Genomic DNA, 20,850 nt, shown 5'->3' on the forward strand with positions numbered 1-20,850 from the left:
GTGAGGTGAGTGCCGAGACGCTGCTGCTGTTCGTCCTCGCCGCAGTGACGGTCGTGGTCGCGGTGCGCTGGTTCGCCGGGCGCACCGGGTTGCCGGCCGCGGCGATCCTGCCCGTCATCGGCATCACCTACGCGCTGCTGCCCGGCCCCAACGTGGTGCTCGAGCCGGAGATCGTGCTCACGTTCGTGCTGCCGCCGCTGTTGTACAGCGCTGCCCTGGACGCCTCGCTGCTGGCCATCCGGCGCAACGTCCGGATCGTCGTGAGCCTGTCGGTGATCCTGGTGCTCATCACCGCCCTGGTGATCGGGTTCGGCTTCCATTACCTCGTCGCGGGCGCGACCCTCGCCGCCGGCATCGCGGTCGGCGCGGCCGTCGCCCCACCGGACCCGGTCGCCGCCCTGGCGGTCGGGCGCAAGGTCGGCCTGCCGCCGCGGCTCGTCACCATCATCCAGGGCGAGGGCCTGCTCAACGACGCCACCGCCCTGACCATCCTGAGCTTCGCCTCCGCCGCGATCATCGGCGGCGAGTTCTCCGCGACCGCGGCGGCCTTCCGGTTCGTCGTCGCGGCCGTCGGCGGTGCCGCGGTCGGCGCCGCCGTCGCCTACGTCGTGCGCCTGCTGCGCCCGGTCAACCGCGACCCCATGTCCGCCAACGCGGTCTCGCTCGCCACCCCGTTCGCCGCGTACCTGCTCGGCGAGCACCTGCACGTCTCCGGCGTCCTTGCGGTCGTCGTCGCCGGGCTCGTCGTCGGCCACCACGCGCCACGCGCCGCGTCCGGCGCCAGCCGGCTGCAGACCAACGCCGTGTGGCGCCTCGTGGACTTCCTGCTCGAGGGCTTCGTGTTCCTGCTCATCGGCCAGCAGTTGCCGGAGGTGATCCGGGGGCTGCGGCAGTACCAGACCTCGACCGTCGTCATCGCGGTCGCCGTGTCGGTCGGCGCGGTGCTGCTGATCCGCCCCGTCTGGCTGCTGCTGACCCAGTCGCTGCCCCGCTCGCTGCACACGCGCCTCGGCACCGGGCAGCACTCCGACAAGCTCACCGGCCGGGAGGTGACCGCGCTGAGCTGGGCCGGGACCCGTGGCGTCATCAGCCTCGCCGCCGTGTTCACGCTGCCCCGCGTCACCCCCGACCGGGACCTGCTGCTGTTCTGCACGCTCGTCGTGGTGCTGATGACCCTGGTGGGGCAGGGGCTCACGTTCGCGCCGCTGGTGCGCCGCCTCGGCCTGCGCGCCGACGAGGTCGACGAGGCCCGCCTGCGCAACGAGGCGCGCTCCGCGTCGGTCCGCGCCGCCCTCGAGCGCCTCGACGACCTCGACCGGGAGCGGCGCGAGGACCCCGCGGACCGCGACCTCGAGGAGGACGCCAGCGAGGCCGAGGCGATCCAGACCATGCGCGGCCTCCTCGGCCAGCGCATGGCCCGCTACCAGGGTCGCATCGACCTCTTGCAGAACGCCGAGTCCCTGGAGATGCCGGTGTCGCCACGCTACGAGGCGGCGCTGCGGATCCGCCGTGCCGCGATGGACGCCCAGCGCGAGGAGCTGCTCCGCTGGCGGGACGCCGGCACCCTGCCCGACGAGGGCCTGCGCGTCCTGGAACGGGAACTGGATCACGAGGAACGGCTCCTGCCCGACCGGCGGCCCTGAGCACGGCGGTACCGTCGCAGCATGGAGCGCAAGCGGGTGCTGGTGTCGGGGCGGGTCCAGGGCGTGTACTACCGCGACACGTGCCGGCGGGTCGCGGCCGGGGCGGGGGTCGGCGGCTGGGTGCGCAACCTCGCCGACGGCCGGGTCGAGGCGGTGTTCGAGGGGCCACCCGAGGCGGTCGAGCGGCTCGTCGCGTGGACCTGGGACGGCCCCTCCGAGGCTTCCGTCACGAACGTCGAGGTCCACGAGGAGACCCCGGAGGGCCTCGCCGTCTTCGCCATCGTGCCCTGACCAGGCCGCGGCTGGGTACCGCTACCTAGGCGGATTGAGCAGCAGCACCGATCCGTCCCGTCGCCGCCGCCGCGACGCTGGACGGCATGCATGAGCACCAGAGCACCCGGGACCGCTACGTCGACCTGCTCCGGGTCGGCTCCCTCGGCGTCGTCGTCCTGGGCCACTGGCTGATGGCGGTCGTCGCGGTCGGCGAGGACGGGGTGGCCCGCGTCGGCAACGTCCTGGCCCTCGTCCCGGCCCTGCAACCGGCGACCTGGCTGCTGCAGGTGATGCCGGTGTTCTTCCTCGTCGGCGGGTTCTCGCATGCGGTGGCGTGGTCGTCGGTACACCGCCGCAACGGCACCTATGCGGACTTCGTCCGCTCCCGGACCGGCCGGCTGCTGCGCCCGACGGCGGCATTCGCGGCGGTGTGGCTGCTCCTGGCCGTCGGCATCGAGCTCGCCGGCGCGGACCGCGGGGTGCTGCGCCTCGCCACCCGGGTGGTCGCCCAGCCGCTGTGGTTCATCGGGGTGTACCTCGGCGTGGTCGCCCTCGCCCCGGCGATGCTCCGGCTGCACCGGTGGGCGGGGCGCCGCGCGGCGCTGGTGCCGGTGGCGCTCGGCGCGGCCGCGGTGGCCGTCGACGTGGCCCGGTTCGGCTACGACGTGCCGTTCGTCGGGTTCGCCAACGTCGCGTTCGTCTGGCTCGCCGTGCACCAGGTCGGCTTCCTCTACGCCGACGGCCTCCGGGGCGGCCTCGGTCTCACCCTTGCGGGACTGGCCGGCACGGTGGCGTTGACGACGCTCGGCGGGTACCCGACCTCGATGGTCGGCGTGCCCGGCGAACGGGTGTCGAACATGTCGCCGCCCACCGCCGCCCTCCTCTCCTGCGCGCTGCTGCAGATCGGCCTGGTGCTCCTCGCCCGCGGCCCGGTGACCAGCTGGCTGCGCCGTCCCGGCGTCTGGCGCGGCGTGATCACCGCCAACGGCCTGTCGATGACCACGTTTCTGTGGCACCTCACCGGCCTGTTCATGGTCAGCGCGGTCACCCTGGCCCTCGGCGTCGCCCAGCCCCCGGCCGGCTCGGCGGCCTGGTGGCTGACCCGGCCGCTGTGGGTCGCGCTGCTGCTGGTCCCGACCGCGGCGCTGGTGGTGCTGTTCCGCCGCGCGGACCGTCCCCGGCCGGCCCACGTGCCCACCGCCGGCACCGTGGCACGCCGCCGCCGGACCCCGCTCGCCGCGGCCGGCATGCTCCTGTGCACCCTGGGCGTGCTCGGCGTCTCGGCCGTCGGGTTCGGCGGCGTGCTCGCCGGGCGCACCGCCACCCTCGTCGTCGTGCCGGTGACCCCACTGATGTCGGTGCTGCTCGTCGCCGCGGGCGCCGCCTTCCTCTGGGCGTCCTCGCCGAACGCACCGCAACGCCTCGCCGGGGCGCGCAGCGGGTAGGCGCGGCTTTCAGAGCGGCCTTTGCGTGCGGCTTTCAGAGTGGCTTTCAGAGCAGCCCGAGGTGCAGCGCGAGGCGTTCGTCGGGGTCGTCGAGCCGGGCGCCGTAGGCGTCGCGGAGTTTGCGGAGGCGATACCGGACGGTCTGCGGGTGGGTGTGCAGCGCCTCGGCGGTCGCGATGACCTGGCCCTGGCAGCGGAGCCAGGCGAGGAGCGTCTCGGCGAGCACCTCCCGGGACGCCGGGGTCGCCGTGGCGAGCGGGGCGAGGGCGCGGGCGGTGAGGCGGTCGGCGACGCCCGGCTCCCAGGCGGTGACCAGGGCGACCAGGTGATCGTCGCAGCTGATCACGCCGTCGGGCAGGGTGCCTGCCTGCTGGAGCTGCAGGGCGCGCCGCGACAGCCGGTGCGACGTGCGGGCCCGCCGCAGGTCCAGCTCCGGTCCCACGGCCGCCCGCCGGCCGGTGAGCCCACGCACCAGGGCACCCGACGGGCCCCGTGCGCCAGGCGCACCCGTCCCGGCGCCGGCCGGGCCCAGTCCGGCCCCGGTCGTGCCCGCCCCCATCGCGCGGGTGGTGCCGACCTCGGCGCCGGTCGCGCTGGCTTCGGCGCCGGTCGGGCTCACTCCGGCACCGATCCCGGCCCCGGTCGTGCCCGCCACGACTCCGGCCGTGCCCGCCCCCGTCGCAGCGCTGGTGGTGCCGCCAGCCCTGGCGCCGGTCGCACCCGTCCCGGAGCCCGGTCGAGCGCCGGTCAAGGCCGTGCCCGGTCCGGAGCTGGTCGCGCCCGAGCTCGGGCCGGCGCCGGCCAGACCCGTCCCGGAACCTGATCCGGGGCCGGTCGCGCCCGTTGCGGAGGTCGCCGTCGACGGCACGACGATGCTGGTCGCACCGTCGATGACGGTGGCGATGGCGCCGGCGCCGACGGCCCGGGCCAGGTGCTCGGCGTCGGTGCCCTCGACGCTGACGACGGTCACCGATGCTGGCAGCGGCCACCGGGCCGCCTCGGCCGCGGCGTGCAGGGCCGCGTCCGCCGGCGGATCCGGCTGCACCAGCAGCGTGATGAGGCGGCGCCGGAGCAGGGCCCAGTCGTGCGCGGCCTCCTGCTGCTCGTCCAGGTATCCCTCGGCGGCGGCGCCGGCGAGCACGTCGACGTAGCCGAAGAGGGCGTGCGCCACCGCGGACAGGTCGGCCCGGTCGAGGGTCGAGTCCGGGTCGCTGACGGCGGACCAGATCGCCCGGCCGCCGACGGTCAGCACCGAGCGCAGCGCGTCGATGCGGTGGCCCTCGCGGTATTCGGTCCGGCCGAGCTCGTGGAACACCGCCCGGGTGCGGGTCAGGTCGCCGCCGGCGACGAACGTGTCGACGAACGCGTCGACGGCGGTCTCCACGCCGACGGTGAGGCCGCGCCCCTGCCCGCCGGTCAGGGAGCGGCCCTGGGCGAGCATCGCCGCGCTGACCGTGGCCAGCGTCTGCTCGTGCAGCCGCCCGCGAAGCCCGCGCAGGCGGTCGCGGAGGCCAACGCTGAGATCGACCGCGCACCTCCGGGAATTGTCATCGCGGTGACAAAATGATGCCGAACTTCTGCTCCTGGCACCACGATTCTCGCACGCCGGTGCCTAGTCTGATGGCGTGGATGCAGATGTGATCGTGGTCGGTGCCGGACTCGCCGGGCTGGTTGCGGCGGCCGAGGTCGCCGACGCCGGCAAGCGGGTGATCCTGCTGGAGCAGGAGCCGCCGCAGAGCCTCGGCGGGCAGGCGTTCTGGTCGTTCGGCGGGTTGTTCCTGGTCGACTCGCCGGAGCAGCGCCGCATGGGCATCAAGGACTCCGCCGACCTGGCCTGGCAGGACTGGCTCGGCAGCGCCGCGTTCGACCGGGACGAGGACCTGTGGCCCCGCCGCTGGGCCGAGGCCTACGTGCAGTTCGCCGCCGGCGAGAAGCGCGCGTGGCTGCGCGCCATGGGGCACCGGCTGTTCCCCGTCGTCGGCTGGGCCGAGCGCGGCGGCGGCCCCGCCGACGGGCACGGCAACTCGGTGCCCCGCTTCCACATCACGTGGGGCACCGGGCCGGGCGTCGTCGAGCCGTTCGCCCGCCGGGTCGAGGCGAGCCCGCTCGTCGAGATCCGCTTCCGGCACCGCGTCGACGGCCTGGTGAAGACCGGCGGTGTCGTCACGGGCGTCAGCGGGTCCACATTGGAGCCCAGCGACGTCCAACGTGGACAGACGAGCTCCCGCGAGGTCACCGGCACGTTCGAGCTGACCGCGCAGGCCGTCATCGTCACGTCCGGCGGGATCGGCGGCGACCACGACCTCGTGCGCAAGGCGTGGCCGGCCCGGCTCGGCACCCCGCCGAAGCGGATGGTCGCCGGTGTCCCGGCGCACGTCGACGGCCGGATGCTCGGCATCACCGAGGCCGCCGGCGGGCAGATCATCAATCCCGACCGGATGTGGCACTACACCGAGGGCCTCCAGAACTGGGACCCGGTCTGGCCCAACCATGGCATCCGCATCCTGCCGGGCCCGTCGTCGCTGTGGCTGGACGCGACCGGCAAGCGCCTCCCGGCACCCTGTTTCCCCGGCTTCGACACCCTCGGCACCTTGAAGCACCTGATGTCGACTGGGCACGACTACAGCTGGTTCGTGCTCACCCAGAAGATCATTGAGAAGGAATTCGCGCTGTCGGGGTCGGAGCAGAACCCGGACCTGACGAACCGCAGCGTCCGGCAGGTGCTGCAGCGGGTCCGCCCGGGCGCGCCGGCCCCGGTCGAGGCGTTCAAACGCAAGGGCGCCGATTTCGTGGTGGCGTCCACTGTGGAGGAGCTCGTCGCCGGGATGAACACGCTGGCCGGGTCCTCGCTGTTGGCCGCGCCGGACGTGCGGGCCGTCATCGAGGCGCGCGACCGGCAGCTGACCAACCCGTTCGGCAAGGACGCGCAGATCACCGCGATCAGAGGGGCTCGCGCGTACCGCGGCGACAAGCTCATCCGGGTCGCCACCCCGCACCGGCTGCTCGACCCGAAGGCCGGCCCGCTCATCGCCGTGCGCCTCAACATCCTGACCCGCAAGACGCTCGGCGGCCTGCACACCGACCTGTCCGCCCGGGTGCTGCAGGCCGACGGCAACCCACTGCCCGGCGTGTACGCGGCCGGCGAGGCGGCCGGCTTCGGCGGCGGCGGGATGCACGGGTACAACTCCCTGGAGGGCACGTTCCTCGGCGGCTGCCTGTTCTCCGGCCGGGTCGCCGGGCGGGCCGCGGCGGCGGCCATCGTCTGACCGCCACGGAAAGTCGCCTGACCCCAGCGGGCGTTTCGCCTAACCTCGCAGGAATGTCAACGCAGCTCGGACCCGCGCCGCAGCGCGTCGCCGTCGACGCGGGACAGGTGCGGGAGCTGGTCGCCGGCCAGTTCCCGCAGTGGGCCGACCTGCCGGTCCGGCCCGTGGCCAACGGTGGCTGGGACAACCGGACGTTCCACCTCGGCGACGAGATGACGGCACGGTTGCCCAGCGCGGCCGAGTACGCCCTGGCGGTCGAGAAGGAGCACCGGTGGCTGCCGGCGCTCGCACCACGGCTCCCGCTGCCGGTTCCGGTGCCGCTGGCGAAGGGCGAACCGGGTGCGGGCTACCCGTTCCCGTGGTCGGTGTACCGGTGGCTCGACGGCGAGACCGCCAGGGTGGACCGGATCGCCGACCCCGTCCGGTTCGCGCTCGACCTGGCCGGGTTCCTGGCGGCCCTGCAGCGCGTCGACCCCGCCGACGGCCCCGGCCCCGGGACGCACAACTGGTTCCGGGGCGGGCCGCTGCACAGGTTCGAAGGGCTGCTGGAAGGCGCGCTCGACGGTCCGTTCGACGCCGGCCCGGTTCGCGACATCTGGCGGCAGGCGCTCGACGCCCGGTGGGACGGCCGGCCGCGCTGGTTCCACGGCGACGTGGCCCAGGGCAACCTGCTGCTCGCCGGTGGGCACCTGGCCGCCGTCATCGACTTCGGCACCTGCGGCGTCGGCGACCCGGCATGCGATCTGGCCGTCGCGTGGACCCTGCTGACCGGCGACGCCCGGCAGGCATTCCGGGAGCGGCTGGCCGTCGACGACGCGACCTGGGCGCGGGGCCGCGGCTGGGCCCTGTGGAAGACCGTGGTCACCCTGGCAAGCGATGAGCCGGCCGACGCGGCGCGGATCCTGGGCGAGATCGTCACCGGGTGACGGTCAGCGGCCCGTCGTGCCGTCGAGCTGCTCGCGGAGGATGTCGGCGTGCCCGGCGTGGCGGACCGTCTCGCTCGTCATGTGCGCCAGCACCCACCGCAGCGTCAGCCGCCGGTCCTGCACCGGGTGGACCGTGAGGGCGGCCGGGTCGCCGAGGTCACGGATGAGCGCGTCGCTGCGCCCGATCGCCGCGCGGTACCCCTCCAGCACCTCCGCGGTGTCACGACCGGCCGGCACCTCCATGCCGAAGTCCCAGTCCTGCGATGGTTCCGCTCCGGCGAGGTGATACCCGAACCAGTACCGCTCCGCCACCGTCAGGTGCTGCACGAGCCCCAGCAGGTTGGTGCCGGTATCCACGAGGACCCGCCGCAGCTGCTCGTCGCTCAGCCCCTCGGTCTTGATGAGCACCGACTCCCGCGCGAACGTGAGAAACGCGAGCGCCGTGTCCAGCTCGCCGTCGTCGTTGCGCGGCACCGGCCGCCGCTGGGTCTCCGCCATGCCACCGACCATAACGGTGTCAGCCATTGGGTGCGTCCAGTGCGGGCAGGGCCCGGGGCGGATCGAGGACGGCGGAGAACAGGTCGCCGCGGCGGTCCGCGACCGTGCGGATCGTGAACGCGTCCGGGGTCAGCGCCGGGTCGTCCAGCTCGTCCCAGCCGATCGGGGCGGACACCGGCGCGCCCGCAGCGGCGATCGGGCTGTAGGGCGCGAGGACGACCGGCCCGCCCGGCGTGCCGTGGTGGGCCAGCTCGGGCACGACCGCCGCGATCGACCGCGCGAGTGCGGCGGTCCAGCCGGTCGCGTCGCCGGTCGCCGGCACCCAGATCTCGATGTGCTGCGACACCTTCGCGCGGGCGGTGACGCCGAGGTGTTCGAACGCGGTCCGGTACAGCCGGGCGAGGGTCAGCTGGTCCGCCCATGGCAGGCCGCTCAGCTCGATCACCGCGGCATTCGTGGCCGGCACGTGCCACTCCAGCGCGTCGACGCCGGCCGCCCACACCAGCGCGGCGGCCTCGGTGACGGTCAGCGAGGTGAGCCAGGGCGGCGCGGTCCGCGGCGGCCGGCGCTGCCATGACCCGGTGCCGCCCGCGCCGCGCGGGAACCGGCGCAGGGCGAGCGCCCGACCGGCGACGTGCGGCAGGACGATCGGCGCCATCCGGGTGGTGTACCGCAGCAGCTCCCGCCGCGTGACGGGCGGCTGCCCCGGCAGCGGCGGGAACAGCACCTTGTCCGGATCGCTCACCCGCAGGTCCCGGCCGAAGACGTGCCACGTGTCACCGTCCCGGAGCCGGTCGAGCTCGCGCAGCTCCTCCCGGCTCGCCTTCAACGGCCGGGCACCCGTCTGCGAGTCCCACAGCCGGTCGGGGTCGGCGAGCACCTCCTCGCTCGTCCGTCCACTGAGGACGGACCGGGGATGCTCCTCCGGATCCCAGCCGGCCACGGCGTGCTCGTCCCGCTTGTGCAGCATCAGCCAGTCGTCCTTGCCGGACCCCTGCCGCCGGGTCCGGATCAGCACGAACGTGCCCCGCAGCTTCTCGCCGTGCAGCCGGGCGTGCAGTTCCCCGGCGGCGACCGCGGCGGCCGGGTCCGGGTCCTTGTACGGCTCCCACGTCCCGGCGTCCCACACGATGACGTCGCCGCCGCCATACCCGCCCGGAATGACACCCTCGAAGTCGATGTAGTCCATCGGGTGGTCCTCGACGTGGAACGCGGCCCGCCGCACCTTGGGGTCCAGGGTCGGACCCTTCGGCACCGCCCAGCTCACGAGGACCCCGTCGATCTCCAGCCGGAAGTCGTAGTGCAGCCGGGTCGCCCGGTGCCGCTGCACCACGAACCGCCGCTCACCAGCCACGATCCCAGTGTGGCACGGTGCTCGATTGACGGGTGCGGGTCCGGTCAGCGGCGACCGGCGACCAGGGCGACGAGGAACTGGCCGCCGCCCGGGTCGACGCTCGCGGTCACCGGCAGGCCGGGCACCAGCCGGGAGAACCGGTCCACCAGCCAGTCCGCCGCCTCCTGGGCGTCCTTCCGGCTCGGGCAGCGGGCGACCAGCTCCCGGCCGCCCTTGCGTTCCAGGCGTTCGGCGACGGTGATCAGCGGCGCGGGCTCCACCACGTGCAGGCGGTCCGGCCAGGCGATGACCACCTTCACCGCGCCCTTGCGGGTGTTGCAGGCGCGGTGGGCGAGGCGCTCGGTGACCTTGGCCTTCCGGTCGGCGGTGCGGCTGTCGACGCTGGGACCACGCGGGTCGTTCACGGACATGTCGGCGTCGACCGGCTCGTCGCACACCCAGCATCGCCAGCCGTCGCGCTCCGCCACATCGTCAAGAAGGCTCATCCGAGCAACGTAGTCGGGGCAGCGCCGGCGCTGGTCGTACACCTCGGACAAAAGGCGAAACACGAACAATGGACGAAATGTCCAATTAGGCTGGCCCGGTGGACGGGCACTACCTCACGGCGCACCTGGACGGTTGGGGCGACGGCGACGAGTGGGGCGACTTCCCCAAGGCACTGCACGAGTTGTACGACCATCTCCAGACCCTGCGCAGAGCGGTGCGCGCCGACGGGGAGCCGTGGCGGCCGGACGCGGTGCTGCTGGTCGCGGTGCACCTCGACTTCGAAGCGGCCGGGTACGAGCCGTGGCCGGGTGGCGTGCCGGTGCCGAAGGTCGGCGCGGACCGGCGCTACCTGGAGACGAAGTGCGCCGGTGCGAAGGCCCGCAGGGTGCGTCGCGGCCTGCCGAGGTCCGGTGAGCACGTGTGGCCGTTCTACCGGACCCCGGTGGGCGCGTTCATCGCGGCGAACTGGCGCTACAGCCTGCCGCATGAGTGGTGAGTCAGTACCGCAGGTCCGCCAGGTACCGGTAACCGTTGCGGGCCGTGGTCAGCGCGTCGGCCGGGGTGCGTGGCGGGGTGCCGGCGTCGTCGCGTTCGACGATGAACTCGACCAGGCCGGCCTCCCTGGCGTGCTGGAAGATCCGGCCGAAGTCGATGAGGCCGGCGCCGGGGTCGGTGAACGCCGCCGCGGTGTCCATGTCCTTCACGTGGACCTGGCGGATGCGGCCGCGGTGCCGCTGGATGAGGTCGACCGGGTCGGCGGTGCCCCGCCAGGCCCAGAACAGGTCGACCTCCAGGTGCACGAGGTCGGGGTCGGTCTCGGCGGTGAGGATGTCGTAGCCGGTGCGGGAGCCGCCGTCCTGGCGGACGAACTCCAGCTGGTGGTTGTGGTAGCCGAAGTCGAGGCCCGCCCGCTTGGCGAGGGCGCCGGCGCGGTTGAGGTCGCGGGCCAGGGCGTGATACCTGGCGCCGTCGCGGATCGGCTGGCCGGTGGCGTCGATGCCGAAGAACGGGTGGACGATGAAGTGGTTGCCGACGATGTTGGCGTCGTCGAGGGCCCGCTGCCACGCGCTGGCGTCCCACGGCTGCGGGATCGCGACGTGGCCCGAGGTGGCCTTCAGGCCGGCGGCGTCGAGGAAGCCGCGGAACTGGGCGGCGGTCCGGCCGACGAACCCGGCGTGCTCGACCCTGGTGTAGCCGATGGCGCGCAGCTCGGCGAGGCTCGCGGCGAGGTCGGCGCTGAGCTGGTCGCGCAGCGTGTAGAGCTGGACGCTGATCCGGTCGAGCGGCACCCGGGACTGGCGGTGTGCGGGGGCGGCCGACGCGGGTTCGACGCCGATGAGCGGGGTGGCGAGCAGCGGGGCGGCCGCTGCGGCGCCGAGCAGGTTGCGCCGGCTGACGGGGGAGCTGGGCATGTGCACTTCCCTCCGGTACGTCAATGACTTTCGTACATCTGAACCTTTCTATATTCGGAATCGGCGCTTGTCACGCCGTGGCACGACAAAAGGGCACCCCGGCGGGGTGCCCTTCGCGTCGAGGTGGCTCAGGCGGGCGTGGTCTCGCCGCGCAGGTCGCGCTGGCGGGGCAGGTCCGCGTCGTCGCCGCGCAGCCAGCCGACGGCGGTGGCCCGGTCCGGCAGGACGACGAACAGGTGCAGCAGGCACAGGGTGTGCATCATCCGCCGGATGAACGGGGCCAGCCCGACCAGGCAGGTGTGGCCGCCGGCCTGCGCGGCGCGGTGGCGGGCGGCGACGAGCAGCCCGAGCACCGACGAGTCGAGGGTGCCGACCTGGCTCAGGTCCAGGACCAGGTGGCCGGGTCGGTATCCCACAGGAGACAGCGCGGCCCGCAGTGCCGGACCGACCTCGATGTCGAGGTCGCCGCTGAGGGTCACCACCAGGGCCTCGTCGACGACGACGCCGCTGACCCGCGGGTCGGTCTGCACCGCCGCGGCAGGATCGTCGGCGGTCTCGGGCACGTCGGCCGCGGTCGCCGGGGCGTCCCCGGCGAGCCAGCCGACCGGGTCGGCGTCGGCGGAGGCGAGCGGCACCCGCGAGCAGCGGCCGCAGCTGTGCGGGCCGGTGGCGAGGCGCGCGCCGGTCCAGCCGTGTCGGCGGAACAGGCTCCAGACGAGGTCCCAGTTGTGCATGGTCGCGCCGAGCCCGGTCACGCTCTGGCCGCAGGCGTCGCAGATCAAGGTGAAGTCGGTGCCGTCAGGTGTCGTCGCCGCGGTCACGGTCGCCGCTCCTCTCACTGAGCTGAGTCCGAACTGTTCACTCGGTCTTCGCCATCATGTCGTGTCAGTCGTCCTCCGGGACCATACGTAACACGTGATTTACATGCGCGATTTGCAATGTTCGTCTCACCCGGGGTGAGGGGGCGCGCAACGTGAGTCTTCCTCCGGATGTCCAGACCTGCCGGTGGATGTCCAGCAGCATGCCGATCGCAGTGGCGTCGATGAACGGGCAGCCGGCGAGGTCGACGATCAGCTGCTCGGGGTGCAGCGTCAGGGCGTCCTCGAGCAGGGCCCGCACCCGGGGTTCCGACCCTGCGTCCAGCTCCTCGGTGACCATGATCTCGACGAGCGGCGTTCCAGGGGCGTCGATGCCGGTGTGCATGGACGAAGCCTCTGCCGCGCATGTGGCGGCCGTTCCGCGGAACTGTGACAGTTGTATGACAACCGATCCGACCTGGCATGATGCATGGATGGCGGGCGTACTGGTCATCGAGGACGACGATCGGATCCGGCTGTCGCTGATGCTCGCGCTGGAGGACGAGGGCTACTCGGTGCGGGGCGTGTCCAGCGCCGAGGACGGCCTGCTCGCGCAGCGTGCGGAGCCCGCGGACACGGTGCTGGTCGACCTGATGCTGCCCGGCGTCGACGGGTTCGAATGCATCCGCCAGTTGCGCCGCGACGACGACGTGCCGATCGTGGTCGTCAGCGCCCGCGACGACACCCACGACATCGTCGCGGCGCTGGAGGCCGGCGCCGACGACTACCTGGTCAAGCCGGTGGCGGTGAAGGAACTGTCGGCGCGCCTGCGGGCGCTGCGCCGGCGGGGCCGCGCGGTGCTGTCGGCGGTGTCGACGCTCGTCTTCGGCGACCTGGAGATCCTGCCCGAGGCCGGCGAGGTGCGGGTGGCGGGCGAGCCGGTGGCGTTGACCCGCACCGAGTTCCGGCTGCTGTGCGAGCTCGCCGAGCACCCCGGTCTCGTGCTGAGCCGCCAGCAGCTGCTCCAGCGGGTGTGGGCATACGACGTCGGCGACGAGCGCCTCGTCGACGTCCACGTCGGACGGCTGCGGCAGAAGATCGAGGACGACTCCCGGGCGCCGCGGCGCCTGGTGACGGTCCGCGGCATGGGCTACAAGCTGGCCCGATGAGACGGGCCGGGCTCCGCACGCGGGTCATCGCGGGATTCGCCGCCGGTGCGCTGGCGCTGTCGGCGTCGATGGCGATCATCTCCTACGAGCTGACCCGCAGCTCGCTGCTCGCCGGCCGGGAGCGGGCCACGATGCGGGCCACCGCGTATGACGCGCGGATCATCACCGCCAGCCTCGCCGGTGAACGGCCCGACGTCGTGGCCGTGCTCAAGTCGCTGGACACCGGCGGCAACCGGCGCACGCTGCTGCGCCGCGACGGTCTGTGGTACACGCGCAACACCGACCCCGGCGCCGCCGACGCGGTGCCGGCGGGGCTGCGGCGGCTCGTCGAGCAGGGCGGCCAGGGCGCGCAATGGGTCCGCGTCGACGGCGTCCCGGCCCTGGTCATCGGCGTGTCACTGTCGCCGACGACGGCGCTGTACGAGATCGACTACCTGCGCGAGCTCGACCAGACGCTGCGGACCCTGGCGTGGGTGCTGGGGCTCGTCGCGGCTGCGGTGGCGGCGGCCGGTGCGGGCCTCGGCTGGTATGCGACCCGATACGTGCTGCGGCCACTGCGCTCGGTCGCCGACGCGGCGCAGGGCATCACCGACGGCGACCTGAGCGCCCGCCTCGACCCGGCGGCCGAGCCGGACCTGGCCCGGCTGACGGCGTCGTTCAACGGGATGGTCGACCAGCTGGCGCGCCGGCACGAGCGGGACCGCCGCTTCGCCGCCGACGTGAGCCACGAGCTGCGTTCCCCGCTGCAGACCCTGGCCGCGTCGGCGAGCGTCCTGCACCGGCGGCGGGAGCACCTCGACGAGCGGACCGCGCTCGCGGCCGGCCTCGTGGTGGAGGAGATCGAGCGGTTCCAGTCCCTCGTCGACGACCTGCTCGAACTGGCCCGCAGCGACCAGCCGGCCCGCCGGGGCCCGGTCGACCCGCACGACCTGGCCCGCCGGGTGACGGAGGGCCAGAACCTCGACCCCGGCCTGGTGGAGCCGGCCGGCGACGACGCGTCGCGGTGGCTGGTCGACCGGCGGCGGCTCGAGCAGATCCTGGCCAACCTCCTCGACAACGCGGTCCGGCACGGCGGCGGACCGGTCGCGGTCCGGTTGACCTGCGTGGCCGGCACCGGCCGGGTCGAGGTCGACGACGAGGGCCCGGGGGTGCGGCCGGCCGATCGAGCCGTGATCTTCGACCGGTTCGTGCGGGGGCGGTCGGCGGGTGCCCGCGGCGGCGGCGACGGCACCGGGCTGGGCCTGTCGCTGGTGGCGCAGCACGCCAAGGCGCACGGGGGCCGGGTCGTGGTCCTGGACCGCCCCGGCGGCGGCGCCCGCTTCCGGGTCGAGCTGCCCGGGGTCGTCCCGTGAGGCGAGCCGCGGTCCTCCTGCTGGTCGCGGGACTGCTGGCGCTGGCCGGCTGCGGGGTGCCGGACGAGGACGCGCCGCGGCCGCTCGAGCCGTCGCTGGTGATCGGCAGCCCGTCGCCGGTCGCCGGGAACACCGCCGGCACCGCGGTCGAACTGCTGTACCTGGTGCGCGACGAGCAGCTCGTGGCGGTGCAACGGCGGGTCGGCTCGACCGAGGTGGGTGCGCTGCTCGACGAGCTCGTGATCGGCCCGACGGACCAGGAGCGCAACGACCGGCTGTCCAGCGCGCTGACGGGAACGGATCTCATCGCCGGGGTCCGGCTCATCAGCGGCACCGCCGAGGTGTCGTTCCGGCCGCAGGCAGGTGGGCGCACCGACGACATCCTGGCGATCGGGCAGATCGTCTGCACCCTGGACGCGCTCACCGACGTGGACACCGTCCGGTTCCTGCAGGACGGTCAGCTGCTCCAGGTGCCCCGCGCGGACGGTTCGCTCACGGAGCTGCCGCTGACGACCGCCGACTACCGGACGCTGATCACCGACCGGTGAGCCGGTCGATCACCAGGTAGTAGCGGTCGATGCCGTGGATGAGCTTCGCGAGCTGGGCGAAGTCGACCGGCTTGCGGAAGAAGTGCTCGGAGGGGACGCCGAAGTCGCGCAGCATCTGCTCCTCGAGAGGCGAGCTGGTGAGGACGACCACGGTGAGGTCGGCGAGCCGGGGGTTGCCGAGGATCCGGTCGAGCACGACCCGGCCGTCGACGCCGGGGAGGTTGACGTCGAGCAGGACGATGTCGGGCGTCGGCGCGTCGACGTGTGCGCCACGGTGCTCGAGGAAGTCGATCGCGTCCAGGCCGTTGCCGATCACGGTGACCTCGTTGCGGAGGCGGTGCTCGCGGAACTCGTCGAGGGTGAACGCCACGTCCCCGCTGTCGTCCTCGATGAGGAGGATGCGGGCGAGCTCCAGCGGTCCGTCCTCGTTCATTTGCCTCCTTCAAGAAAGTTGTATTACTGCAATCTTCCTGGTACAGAATAGTGCACACCGGGAACGGTAGCCACCATGCAACGATGTCCGGATGACCACGCCAGGGGAGAACGAGGCGCTCGTGCGCGCGCTGTTGGCGGTCAGCCGGAGCATGGTCGCGGTCGCGGCGCGCAACCTGGCGGCGCTGGAGGCCGACGTGACGCTGCCGCAGTACCGGGCACTGGTGCTGCTGGCGACGGCGGGCCCGCAACGCAGCGCCGGACTGGCCAAGGAGCTCGACGTGGCACCGTCCACGCTGACCCGCATGTGTGACCGGTTGGAGCGCAAGCACCTGGTGCGGCGCTTCCACCGCGACAACGACCGCCGCTCGACCTGGCTGGCGCTGACCCCGGCCGGCCGGGATCTGGTCGGCGTGGTCATGCGTGAACGCGAGCGGGAGCTGTCGGCGATCGTGCAGGAGGCGAAGGTGGACGTGTCGCAGGAATGCCTCGACCTGCTGGACCGCATCGTCGCGGCGTCCGGGGAGCTGCCCGACGCCGAGTGGTGGGAGCGCTGGGAGATCTCCGCGGACCCCGTCGACGGCGTGATGCTGCCCTGATGCTTCCCTCCGTCACACTGACCACCGACCGCCTCCTGCTGCGGCCGTTCGGACCCGGTGACGCGGTGGACGTGCACGCGGTCTGGCAGGACAGCCGGTTCATCGACTCGGCGCCGCTGGGGTACGCATACGCCGGCGCCGACTACGAAACAGCACTCGCGTGGTGTACCAGCGGCATCGAGGAACGTCGACGCAACGGCAAGGGCATCGGCTTCGCGGTGGTGCCCCGCGACGGCGGCCGCCTGGTCGGGCACGTGTCGCTGTTCGGCGCCGACTGGATCGCCAGGTCGGCGGAGATGCACTACTGGACCGCGCCCTGGGCGCGCGGCCGCGGCGTCGCGGCGGAGGCGGCCGCGGCGGTGGCCCGGTGGGCGCTGACGACGCAGGGCTTCGCCCGCATCGCCCTGCAGGCGGCACCGGCCAACACGGCCTCCCGGCACGTGGCGGTCCGGGCCGGCTTCCGGGCCGAAGGGGTGCTGCGCAACGTCGCGGTCTCCCGGTCCGGCCACCACGACCTGGTCATGTACAGCATGATCCCGTCGGACCTGTCCAGCTGAGCCCGGCGGTGTAGCGTGCCGACGTGTTCATCCACTCCGTGTACTTCACGCTGCGGCCCGACCTCACGCCGGCCGAGCACGACCAGTTCCTCGCCGGCGCCCGTTCGCTGCTGACCATCCGGTCCGTCGCCGACGGCAGCCTGGGCCGGCCCGCCGGCACCGACCGGCCGGTCATCGACCGCGCGTACTCCTACGGCCTGGTGCTCAGGTTCCCGGACCAGGCGGCCCACGACGCCTACCAGAGCGATCCGGTGCACGACGCGTTCCGCGACGGGTGCAGCACCCTGTGGTCGCAGGTGCGCATCTTCGACCTCGACACCGATCCGTCGAGTTGACGCCGGGCCGAACGGTGACCGCGGTGGTGACGCACGGCGGCGCGTGCGCCGGGACGGTCGGGCCGTTCCCGGTCGACGACCCGTGGTGGGCCGAGGTCGAGCCGGTCGTGGCGCACCTGGAGGAGACGCTGGGTGTGCCGGTCCTCGTCCTGCGGCTGCTGGCCGTCGACGGTGCCGACGGCGGGCGCGGCGGCCGGGTTACCTACCACGTGGAAGCGCTCCGGCCACCCGGGGCGCTGCCCGCCTGCGACTTCGTTGACGTCGACCATCCACTCCGGCTGCCGTGGGCGCGGGTGCCGGGCATCCGCGAGCTGCTCGGGTGGGCGTCCCGGCACGTCGAGCTCACCGGCCGGCCCGTGCAGCGCAAGACCTGGAACCTGGCCGGGCTGTTCCGCCTGCCGACCGCCGGCGGGACGGTCTGGCTCAAGGCCACCCCGCCCTTCGCCGCTGCCGAGCCGTTCGCGATCGCCGCGATCGCCGCGGTCGATCCGGCCCTGGTGCCGGCCGTCCTGGCCAGCGCGCCGGGCCGGCTGCTCCTGGCCGACGTCCCCGGCACGGACGGCTGGGACGCGTCCCCCGAGATCGTGACGGCTGCGGTGCATCGCCTGGCCGCCGCGCAGGCCCGCGTCGACCGGGCGCCACCCGGCATCCCGGACCGCCGCCCGGAGATCCTGGCGGCCGCCGTCCGGGACCTGCTGGCCGGTCCGGTCGGCGCCGAGCTGCGGCCCGAGGAGCTCCGCGCCGCGCGGGACCTGCAGCCGCGGTGGGAGATGCTGGCGGACTGCGGCCTGCCCGACACGGTGGTGCACGGCGACTTCCACCCCGGCAACTGGCGCTGCGGCCCCGGCGGCCCGGTTGTGCTCGACTTCGCCGAGGCGCACTTCGGCAACCCGGTGCTCGATGTGCTGCACGCGATCGACTTCCTGCCGGCGGACCGGCGCCGCGCGGCGGCCGACGCCTGGATCGCGGCCTGGACCGCGGCGGCGCCCGGGTCCCGTCCGGCCGAGGCGCTGCGCGTCGCCGCACCGCTCGCGCACCTCGTGTACGCCGTGCGCTACCAGGAGTTCCTCGACAACATCGAGCCCAGCGAGCAGATCTACCACCTCGGCGACCCGGCGGCCGTGATCCGCCACGCCCTGGACAAGCCGTAGTCGCGGCGGCGGCCGCTCAGTCTTTGCGGCGGGCCGCGGCGCGGCAGGCGTCGAGGATGTCGGGGCGCAGCAGGTGCCCGAAACCGGCCCGGTCCAGCCGCAGCACCAGCCCCGGCCGGTCGGTGCCCAGCGCGGCGGCGGTCGCGTCCAGGTCCCAGCCGGTCGCGGCGAGCCGGGACAGCAGGTGCCCGCGGCGGGCCTGGGCCGCCGACAGCCGGAACGTCTTGAGATACGCGACGGTGCCCTGCTCGTCGGTGATGACCTCGCCGATGTGGTTGTCCAGCGCGGGGTCGAACGGTGGCAGGAACCGGGACAGCGTGAAGCGGCCCAGGCGGTACACCGGCCGGCTCGTCCCGGCCACCACCGTGAACATGGTGTCGTCGTGGAACGCCGTCCACTGCGCCGCGACCCGGTGCAGCTCGGCCTGCAGGTCATCCACTGTGGACACGGCGGTCGCGTCGAGCGGCTGGTGGAAGTCCGGCACGTCCGGGAAGAGCGACGTGTACTGGTGCAGCAGCTCGCCGTAGAAGTCCCGCAGCAGCGTCGGGTGCAGGGCCCGGTAGTCGGCCGGGTGCGGCACGACGAACACCGCGGCGAGCGCGTCGGCGAGGTACAGCACCACGCCGCACTGCGTGGGGTGGATCTCGAAGACCCGCAGGGCGTCGTCGAGGCCGGTGATCGAGGCGCCCGCATAGGCCTCCTCGACGCGCGGCGACAGGCCCTGGGTGACGGCCCGGTGGGTCCACTCCTGCCAGGCGATCGGCGGCCCGCCGAACTGCAGGTCCAGGAAGCCCTCCAGGGCCAGGTGCAGCGGCAGGAACCGCAGGCGGTGGCGGTCCTCCCGGCGGGCCAGGCGGCGGCGGAACCGCAGCCCGATCGCCCGCGGCAGCCCCGGCTCCCGCAGGTCGATCAGCTGGGTGCCGTACGCGGCCGCGGGCGAGCCGTCCGGCGTCCAGGTCGCGACGAACGCGTGCGGCACGTAGGCGATGTAGGACTCCTTCGCCGACAGCTCCACAATGGACAGCTCGTCCTCGTCATGCAGCCGGGCGTGCAGCCGCAGGTCGGTGATCGGCTCGTCGCGCAGCAGCGGCACGAGCCGCACCGCGCCCCACGTCTGTGCGGGGCCGGCACGCAGGCCGGTGATCATCGCAGGAACCCTTCCACCAGGTCGTCGAGGTGCGCGCGCAGCTGTGCGAAGGTCGCCGTGCCGGTGGAGAACCGGGCCAGCTCGACGAGGGTCGTGGCGTCCTCGGCGTCACGGACCCCGACCGTCGCCACCGACGGCGCGAGGCGCCGCACGTCGAAGGTGTCGCTGTCGTACACCGGGTTGAGGTGCACGATCGACGTGTGCCCTTCGGGATCCAGCTTCGAGTGCCACACCCGCAGCACCTCCGCGGCCTGCCCGGGCGGCGCGTTGTCCCAGCCGTCGGAGACCACGACCAGCCGGTCGGGGCGCAGCCGCAGCCCGTCGAGGAGCCGCTGACCCAGCGGCGTCGCCCCGATCGGGTGCACCAGCAGCGGGTCGCCGGTGTGCGTGAGCCAGACCGTGTGGTGCCGCGCGGCGAGCGCCTCGAGCAGGTAGTGCATGGCGAGCGCGACCGCGAGGGGCCGGCGCCGCTTCACGCCGGAGCCGGACGCGGAGTAGCTGTCGTCGAGCACACCGACGACGGTGCCCCAGGTGCCCGCCCGGCGGCCGGCGGCGCGGCGGGCGGCCGCGCGCAGCGCCCCGGTCAGCTCGTCGCGGCGGCGGGCCCGCTCCGGCCGGGGCAGTGACAGCGCGTAGACGGCAAGGCGGGTCAGCGGGATCCGGTGCAGGTCGCCCTCCAGCCGGAGCCGTTCGAGGGCGGTCAGCCGCGGGCCGCCGTTCCGGGTCAGCAGCCGGGCCCGGTTGATGCGGTGCTTGGCGGCGAAGCCCTCCGCGACCGTGTAGGGCAGGTCGAACACGGCGCGCTGGTCGTAGTGCGCCCGGCGCCACGTCTCGAGGATCGGTGTGGAGTACCGCTTCGGCCGCCGCCAGTCGAACAGCATCGTGCCGACCTCGTCGGGGAGTCGCACGTGCGCGTGGCGGGCGGCGCCGGCCAGGTGGCGGCGATACTTGACGGCGTCGAAGGCGATGTCGGGCCGGCCCGCGACCCAGTCCCGCACGATCGCACGGGTCCGCCGGTTGTTGATGCCCTCGGCCCGCAGGGTGCGCAGGATGCGGTAGACGCGCTGCGGCGGCAGGTCCCGCAGCTTCGCCGCGATCAGGGCGCCTTCCAGCTTCCGCCGCGGCAGTGGTACGGCCTGCGCCGTGCGCAACAGGTTCAGCACGACGAGCCCGGCGTTGAAGTCGTTGACGTCCAGCGCGAGCGTCGCGGCGTAGAGCTCGCGGTAGTTGACGAGCACGTATTCGTGCAGGAACGCCAGCGACAGCCGCTGCTCGGCGGCGCCGGCGTGGAACTCCCGCTGCCCGGTGGACGTGACCGCGGCGTTGACGAACATGACGACGTCCTCGCACGCGACCCGCTCGGCCAATTCCACGGCCTTCCACCTCCCGCTTGGGGCCGGTCGGGGAATTCGACGCGCGAACTGCGAAGCATCGCTTCAGAGGCGGGTTCCGGAAGTCGC

The 20,850-nt window shown here is 73.7% G+C and carries 23 protein-coding genes and 1 pseudogene; 13 read left to right on the forward strand and 11 right to left on the reverse strand.

The window, feature by feature from the left end:
- Positions 1-5: 5 nt before the first annotated feature.
- The 3 genes from ACFPIJ_RS06730 (at position 6) to ACFPIJ_RS06740 (ending at position 3,361) form a co-directional block, all read left to right on the forward strand.
- Positions 6-1,643, forward strand: coding sequence for a Na+/H+ antiporter (locus ACFPIJ_RS06730; RefSeq protein WP_380113743.1), 1,638 nt, complete (start codon positions 6-8; stop codon positions 1,641-1,643).
- A 21-nt stretch (positions 1,644-1,664) separates the two neighbouring features.
- Entirely contained in the window at positions 1,665-1,934 is a 270-nt protein-coding gene (locus tag ACFPIJ_RS06735; protein WP_380113744.1) for an acylphosphatase, read from the forward strand.
- A gap of 86 nt (positions 1,935-2,020) precedes the next feature.
- Positions 2,021-3,361 (forward strand): acyltransferase family protein, encoded by a 1,341-nt coding sequence (locus tag ACFPIJ_RS06740; RefSeq protein ID WP_380113745.1) that lies wholly within the window; start codon positions 2,021-2,023, stop codon positions 3,359-3,361.
- Positions 3,362-3,407: 46 nt separating this feature from the next.
- Here ACFPIJ_RS06740 and ACFPIJ_RS64555 read toward each other — a convergent pair whose 3' ends face one another.
- On the reverse strand, positions 3,408-3,920 hold the full coding sequence (locus ACFPIJ_RS64555) for a PucR family transcriptional regulator (RefSeq protein ID WP_465252333.1): 513 nt from the start codon (positions 3,918-3,920) through the stop codon (positions 3,408-3,410).
- Between the two features lie 495 nt (positions 3,921-4,415).
- Positions 4,416-4,868 (reverse strand): annotated as a pseudogene (locus ACFPIJ_RS64560) (RsbRD N-terminal domain-containing protein); the annotation flags it as partial.
- A 118-nt stretch (positions 4,869-4,986) separates the two neighbouring features.
- Between ACFPIJ_RS64560 and ACFPIJ_RS06750 the strand changes: the two are divergent.
- Entirely contained in the window at positions 4,987-6,627 is a 1,641-nt protein-coding gene (locus ACFPIJ_RS06750; protein ID WP_380113747.1) for an FAD-binding dehydrogenase, read from the forward strand.
- Positions 6,628-6,680: 53 nt separating this feature from the next.
- Positions 6,681-7,553, forward strand: coding sequence for an aminoglycoside phosphotransferase family protein (locus tag ACFPIJ_RS06755; protein WP_380113748.1), 873 nt, complete (start codon positions 6,681-6,683; stop codon positions 7,551-7,553).
- A 3-nt stretch (positions 7,554-7,556) separates the two neighbouring features.
- On the opposite strand, the gene ACFPIJ_RS06760 is transcribed toward ACFPIJ_RS06755, so the two are convergent.
- Genes ACFPIJ_RS06760 through ACFPIJ_RS06770 form a run of 3 tightly spaced genes read right to left on the reverse strand, consistent with a single transcriptional unit; the run spans position 7,557 to position 9,890 of the window.
- On the reverse strand, positions 7,557-8,051 hold the full coding sequence (locus ACFPIJ_RS06760; protein ID WP_380113749.1) for a DinB family protein: 495 nt from the start codon (positions 8,049-8,051) through the stop codon (positions 7,557-7,559).
- 19 nt (positions 8,052-8,070) lie between these two features.
- Positions 8,071-9,405, reverse strand: a complete 1,335-nt coding sequence (ligD, locus tag ACFPIJ_RS06765) for a non-homologous end-joining DNA ligase LigD (RefSeq protein WP_380113750.1) — start codon at positions 9,403-9,405, stop codon at positions 8,071-8,073.
- Positions 9,406-9,449: 44 nt separating this feature from the next.
- On the reverse strand, positions 9,450-9,890 hold the full coding sequence (locus ACFPIJ_RS06770; protein ID WP_380113751.1) for a hypothetical protein: 441 nt from the start codon (positions 9,888-9,890) through the stop codon (positions 9,450-9,452).
- A 98-nt stretch (positions 9,891-9,988) separates the two neighbouring features.
- Between ACFPIJ_RS06770 and ACFPIJ_RS06775 the strand changes: the two genes are divergently transcribed.
- Complete coding sequence (locus ACFPIJ_RS06775; protein ID WP_380113752.1) at positions 9,989-10,387, forward strand: hypothetical protein; 399 nt, start codon at positions 9,989-9,991, stop codon at positions 10,385-10,387.
- A gap of 1 nt (position 10,388) precedes the next feature.
- On the opposite strand, the gene ACFPIJ_RS06780 is transcribed toward ACFPIJ_RS06775, so the two are convergent.
- The 3 genes from ACFPIJ_RS06780 to ACFPIJ_RS06790 all read right to left on the reverse strand — a co-directional run bounded on the left by ACFPIJ_RS06780 (position 10,389) and on the right by ACFPIJ_RS06790 (position 12,506).
- The gene (locus ACFPIJ_RS06780) at positions 10,389-11,303 is read right to left on the reverse strand and encodes a sugar phosphate isomerase/epimerase family protein (RefSeq protein WP_380113753.1); all 915 of its coding nucleotides are present in this window, start codon (positions 11,301-11,303) and stop codon (positions 10,389-10,391) included.
- 128 nt (positions 11,304-11,431) lie between these two features.
- Entirely contained in the window at positions 11,432-12,124 is a 693-nt protein-coding gene (locus ACFPIJ_RS06785; protein ID WP_380113754.1) for an STAS domain-containing protein, read from the reverse strand.
- Between the two features lie 64 nt (positions 12,125-12,188).
- Entirely contained in the window at positions 12,189-12,506 is a 318-nt protein-coding gene (locus ACFPIJ_RS06790) for an STAS domain-containing protein (RefSeq protein WP_380113755.1), read from the reverse strand.
- An 88-nt stretch (positions 12,507-12,594) separates the two neighbouring features.
- Here ACFPIJ_RS06790 and ACFPIJ_RS06795 point away from each other — a divergent pair, with 88 nt between their 5' ends.
- Genes ACFPIJ_RS06795 through ACFPIJ_RS06805 form a run of 3 tightly spaced genes read left to right on the forward strand, consistent with a single transcriptional unit; the run spans position 12,595 to position 15,169 of the window.
- Complete coding sequence (locus tag ACFPIJ_RS06795) at positions 12,595-13,269, forward strand: response regulator transcription factor (protein WP_380113756.1); 675 nt, start codon at positions 12,595-12,597, stop codon at positions 13,267-13,269.
- A complete protein-coding gene (locus ACFPIJ_RS06800) occupies positions 13,266-14,621 on the forward strand; it encodes a HAMP domain-containing sensor histidine kinase (RefSeq protein WP_380113757.1) in 1,356 nt (451 codons plus the stop codon). Before ACFPIJ_RS06795 ends, ACFPIJ_RS06800 begins: the two co-directional genes overlap by 4 nt.
- A complete protein-coding gene (locus ACFPIJ_RS06805; RefSeq protein ID WP_380113758.1) occupies positions 14,618-15,169 on the forward strand; it encodes a GerMN domain-containing protein in 552 nt (183 codons plus the stop codon). The genes ACFPIJ_RS06800 and ACFPIJ_RS06805 overlap by 4 nt, the downstream gene beginning before the upstream one ends.
- On the opposite strand, the gene ACFPIJ_RS06810 is transcribed toward ACFPIJ_RS06805, so the two are convergent.
- Positions 15,156-15,602, reverse strand: coding sequence for a response regulator (locus ACFPIJ_RS06810; protein ID WP_380113759.1), 447 nt, complete (start codon positions 15,600-15,602; stop codon positions 15,156-15,158). The genes ACFPIJ_RS06805 and ACFPIJ_RS06810 overlap by 14 nt on opposite strands.
- A gap of 91 nt (positions 15,603-15,693) precedes the next feature.
- Here ACFPIJ_RS06810 and ACFPIJ_RS06815 point away from each other — a divergent pair, with 91 nt between their 5' ends.
- From ACFPIJ_RS06815 to ACFPIJ_RS06830, 4 genes are read left to right on the forward strand one after another with little or no spacing between them, the layout of a single operon-like run.
- On the forward strand, positions 15,694-16,200 hold the full coding sequence (locus ACFPIJ_RS06815; protein ID WP_380113760.1) for a MarR family winged helix-turn-helix transcriptional regulator: 507 nt from the start codon (positions 15,694-15,696) through the stop codon (positions 16,198-16,200).
- On the forward strand, positions 16,200-16,757 hold the full coding sequence (locus ACFPIJ_RS06820; RefSeq protein ID WP_380113761.1) for a GNAT family N-acetyltransferase: 558 nt from the start codon (positions 16,200-16,202) through the stop codon (positions 16,755-16,757). Before ACFPIJ_RS06815 ends, ACFPIJ_RS06820 begins: the two co-directional genes overlap by 1 nt.
- A 23-nt stretch (positions 16,758-16,780) precedes the next feature.
- Positions 16,781-17,092, forward strand: a complete 312-nt coding sequence (locus ACFPIJ_RS06825) for a Dabb family protein (protein WP_380113762.1) — start codon at positions 16,781-16,783, stop codon at positions 17,090-17,092.
- Positions 17,093-17,115: 23 nt separating this feature from the next.
- Positions 17,116-18,243, forward strand: coding sequence for an aminoglycoside phosphotransferase family protein (locus ACFPIJ_RS06830; protein ID WP_380113763.1), 1,128 nt, complete (start codon positions 17,116-17,118; stop codon positions 18,241-18,243).
- A 16-nt stretch (positions 18,244-18,259) separates the two neighbouring features.
- Here ACFPIJ_RS06830 and ACFPIJ_RS06835 read toward each other — a convergent pair whose 3' ends face one another.
- Both ACFPIJ_RS06835 and ACFPIJ_RS06840 read right to left on the reverse strand, forming a co-directional pair.
- The gene (locus tag ACFPIJ_RS06835) at positions 18,260-19,390 is read right to left on the reverse strand and encodes an ARPP-2 domain-containing protein (RefSeq protein WP_380113764.1); all 1,131 of its coding nucleotides are present in this window, start codon (positions 19,388-19,390) and stop codon (positions 18,260-18,262) included.
- Positions 19,387-20,763: a hypothetical protein gene (locus ACFPIJ_RS06840; protein ID WP_380113765.1), complete on the reverse strand. Its 1,377-nt coding sequence runs from the start codon at positions 20,761-20,763 to the stop codon at positions 19,387-19,389. Before ACFPIJ_RS06840 ends, ACFPIJ_RS06835 begins: the two co-directional genes overlap by 4 nt.
- Positions 20,764-20,850: the final 87 nt, after the last annotated feature.

It is taken from the genome of Dactylosporangium cerinum, from assembly GCF_042653625.1.
Taxonomy (GTDB): domain Bacteria; phylum Actinomycetota; class Actinomycetes; order Mycobacteriales; family Micromonosporaceae; genus Dactylosporangium; species Dactylosporangium cerinum.